4 protein-coding genes are annotated in these 3,454 nt (G+C 71.0%); 1 reads left to right on the top strand and 3 read right to left on the bottom strand.

The window, feature by feature from the left end; all coding sequences use genetic code 11:
• Positions 1 to 309: 309 nt before the first annotated feature.
• Complete coding sequence (locus AB0N90_RS37530; protein WP_365203966.1) at positions 310 to 1,317, bottom strand: stage II sporulation protein M; 1,008 nt, start codon at positions 1,315 to 1,317, stop codon at positions 310 to 312.
• A 144-nt stretch (positions 1,318 to 1,461) separates the two neighbouring features.
• On the opposite strand from AB0N90_RS37530, the gene AB0N90_RS37525 reads away from it, so the two are divergent.
• A complete protein-coding gene (locus AB0N90_RS37525; RefSeq protein ID WP_365203964.1) occupies positions 1,462 to 2,391 on the top strand; it encodes an RDD family protein in 930 nt (309 codons plus the stop codon).
• A 106-nt stretch (positions 2,392 to 2,497) separates the two neighbouring features.
• Here the strand turns inward: AB0N90_RS37525 and AB0N90_RS37520 are convergent, their stop codons facing one another.
• Together AB0N90_RS37520 and AB0N90_RS37515 are read right to left on the bottom strand one after the other, a co-directional pair.
• The gene (locus AB0N90_RS37520) at positions 2,498 to 3,109 is read right to left on the bottom strand and encodes a hypothetical protein (RefSeq protein ID WP_037664591.1); all 612 of its coding nucleotides are present in this window, start codon (positions 3,107 to 3,109) and stop codon (positions 2,498 to 2,500) included.
• A gap of 184 nt (positions 3,110 to 3,293) precedes the next feature.
• Positions 3,294 to 3,454: adenosylhomocysteinase (locus AB0N90_RS37515; protein ID WP_365203968.1), on the bottom strand; the 161-nt coding region annotated here is incomplete at its 5' end.

Below are 3,454 nucleotides of genomic sequence, written 5' to 3'. Positions count from 1 at the left end.
TATCAGATCTTTTCTCGATCCGATTTCCTCGGTGCTTTCCAGGTTTCCGCTTTCGCGTTTCCCTTTCCGGCGGTTCCGACTTTATCAGAAGTTCTTGGCCGGTCTGACCGGCCGCTCATTTCTGAGTAATCGGGAGGATGCTTCTTTTGAATGTCGATAGCGACTTCTTGGAAGCTAGCAGAGCCTAGCGGTCGCCACCGGACGTGTCCAGTTCTAGGCAACTGTTTGAATCTACCTCCCCACACGACCCGTGTCAACGGCTCTTGTGGGCGAAGAGGAGACTAGCAGCTCAGAGGGGCCGCACGCACATCATGCGGCGATGGGCACGGAGGAACTGCGGTCCGCCGCGTCGAGATCACCCGTCTCGCCCTCGCGTACCGCGCGCCCCCCGAGGACGTAGACGTACGTCAGGAACGCCGTCTCGGCCACGACACCGATACCGATACGGGCCCAGGTGGGCAGTCCGGACGGTGTCACGAACCCTTCGATGGCGCCGGAGACGAACAGCACCAGGGCGAGGCCGATCGCCATGCCCACCGCGGCCCGTCCTTCCTCCGCGAGGGCGGCACGCCGGGTGCGGGGGCCGGGGTCGATCAGAGTCCAGCCCAGACGCAGGCCCGTACCGGCGGCGACGAAGACCGCGGTCAGTTCCAGCAGGCCGTGCGGCAGGACCAGGCCGAGGAAGGTGTCGAGGCGGCCGGCGGAGGACATCAGGCCGAAGCCGACACCGAGGTTGAGCATGTTCTCGAAGAGGATCCACAGGACCGGCAGCCCCAGGAAGACGCCCAGGACCAGGCACATCGCGGCCGCCTTGGCGTTGTTCGTCCACACCTGGGCGGCGAAGGAGGCCGCCGGGTGGCTGGAGTAGTAGGTCTCGTACTCACCGCCGGGACGGGTCATCTGGCGCAGCTGGGCGGGGGCGGCGATGGAGGACTGCACCTCCGGGTGGGCGCCGATCCACCAGCCCAGGAGGATCGCGATGGCCGTGGAGAGAAGTGCCGTGGGGATCCACCAGCGGCGCGCGCGATAGACGGCGGCCGGGAAACCCCGGGTCAGGAAGCGGGTCACATCGCGCCAGGAGGCGGTGCGGGCACCGGTGACGGCGCTGCGCGCGCGGGCCACGAGCTGGCTGAGCCGGCCGGTCAGCTGCGGGTCGGGCGCGCTGGACTGGATCAGCGAGAGATGGGTCGCGGTGCGCTGGTAGAGGGTGACGAGTTCGTCGGCCTCGGCGCCGTCGAGGCGGCGCCGGCGGCTGAGCAGGGTGTCGAGGCGATCCCATTCGGCTCGGTGTGCGGAGACGAAGACGTCCAGGTCCATCGGGTCTGCCTGCTCCTCGGCCGGTCGCCGACCGATCGTCGTCGATGATCGTGTTTGCTGTCAGCTTGTCGTACTGGCGCGCAATGCGCCCACAGCTTGGCAGACTTGCCGCTCAGGGGCGGACCAGGGGAAGGACGGGCGGGCGTGAGCGAGCTGGTGACCGGCGAGGCGGTGGCGCTCGAACTGCTGCCGGCGAAGTTTCCGAGCAGGGCGCTGGCCGTACTGCTCGACCTGGCGGCGGCGATGGTCACCTACATCGCGGTCACCATGGTGCTCGTGGTGTCGACGTCCTCCCTGGACAGTGCCGCGCAGACGGCGCTGGGCATCGCGACGTTCCTGCTGGTGCCCATCGGGGTGCCGATCGCGGTGGAGACGCTGAGCCACGGCCGTTCGCTCGGGAAGCTGGCGCTGGGGCTTCGGGTGGTGCGGGACGACGGCGGGCCGATCCGGTTCCGGCACGCGCTGGTGCGGGGCTCGATCGGTGTGGTCGAGATCCTCATGACGTTCGGGACGATCGCGTCCATCGCGTCGCTGGTCTCGGCGCGGGGGCGGCGGCTCGGGGACGTGTTCGCGGGGACCCTCGTCGTGCGGGAGCGGATCCCGGTGGGGCAGACCGGTCTTGTCGCGCCTCCGCCGCCGCATCTCGCGCAGCGGTTCACCGGTCTCGATCTGTCGGCCGTGCCGGACGGGCTGTGGCTGGCCGTACGGCAGTACCTGACGCGGATGCGGCAGCTGGATCCCGGGGTGTCGGCGGAGATGGCGCAGCGGCTCGCCGGTGATCTCGCGGCACGTACGGGGGCTCCGCTGCCCGTCGATCTTCCACCGGCCGTCTTCCTGGCCGCCGTGGTGCATGAGCGTCAGTCGCGGGAGGCGCGACAGGCCGGGCAGGCGTCCGGTGCGGGCGGGTCCGTGGCGGGCCAAGTCCCGTTCGCGGCCCGGGTGGACGCGGGGCCGGGTGCCGAGCGGGCCCCGGCGCCGGTCCAGCCGGAGGCGCCCGCTGTGCCGCCGGTCGCGCCCGTCCCGCGGGAGCGGTCGGGCGAGCGGCCGGCCACGGGGTTCGCGCCGCCCGCGTAACGCCGGGTGCGGAGCGCGGCCTTGCCGGCTCCCCCGCGTAAGTCCCCCGCTCCCCCGCATGAGTTCCTGGCTCCCCCGCGTGGGACGGATCTCGTACGACCGCTGCTCAGCGGAACGTCGAGGGCGGTGACTCCAGGTCCTCCAGCTCGATCCCGGGTGCGGCCAGGACCACGTCGCCGGCGATGTGGACGGTGTGCTGTTCGCCGGTGTCCAGGGCGCTGACCTGGTATTCCTCCACGGTCAGGGGGCCGTTGTCAGTGGCGTGTGCTTCGCTGTTCACCAGTGCCCAGGACTGGTCCACGGTGCGGGGGGCGAGGACCGGGTCCGTGAGGGCGACGAGTCGTACGCGGGTCGCGGAGGAGGGGGTGAGGCGCAGGAGACGAGCGGTGGCGACGAGGAACGCGGGGGACGTGCCGGTGAAGGCGTGGGCGCGCACATTGCCTTCGGTGGCATGGGTTCCGGTGGGGTCCGTACGGACCCAGGTGACGCCGTCGAGGGCGGCACCGCGTACCTGCCAGCCGCCCGCGTGGAGTTCGAGGCGGATGGGACGGCCGAGGTCGTCCAGGGCGAGATCGACCGAACCGCGCTGGTCGCCGGCGGGGGTCGTCAGCCGGGAGACATAGCGCCAGCCGGACGGGCCGGGGGCGCACTGGAAGTGCTCTTCACCGAGGGGGGTGTGATCGTGCGGATCGTGGAGCGAATAGCGGCCGCGGGGCATGGGGGTCCTGGGTCGTGACGGGCTCGGGTCGCCGCGGTACGTCGGTCCGGGGTGGGTGACGCGCCGGACGGGTGCGTGAGGGCCGGACCGGACCGGCCGGCAAAGGGGCAGGCCCCCGGCACGAGGGTGCGGGGGCCTGCCTCTGCGGACCTGGCCGAGACGCGGTGACGCGGCTCGGGGGCGGTCAGTAGCGGTAGTGGTCCGGCTTGTACGGACCCTCGACCTCGACGCCGATGTACGCGGCCTGCTCCGGGCGCAGCGTCGTCAGCTTGACGCCGAGGGAGTCCAGGTGGAGGCGGGCGACCTTCTCGTCCAGGTGCTTGGGCAGCACGTACACACCGGTCG

This window comes from Streptomyces sp. NPDC093018, assembly GCF_040684035.1.
GTDB lineage: Bacteria > Actinomycetota > Actinomycetes > Streptomycetales > Streptomycetaceae > Streptomyces > Streptomyces murinus.
Note: the sequence above shows the minus strand (reverse complement) of the source record. Positions and strands in the feature narration are given on the sequence as shown.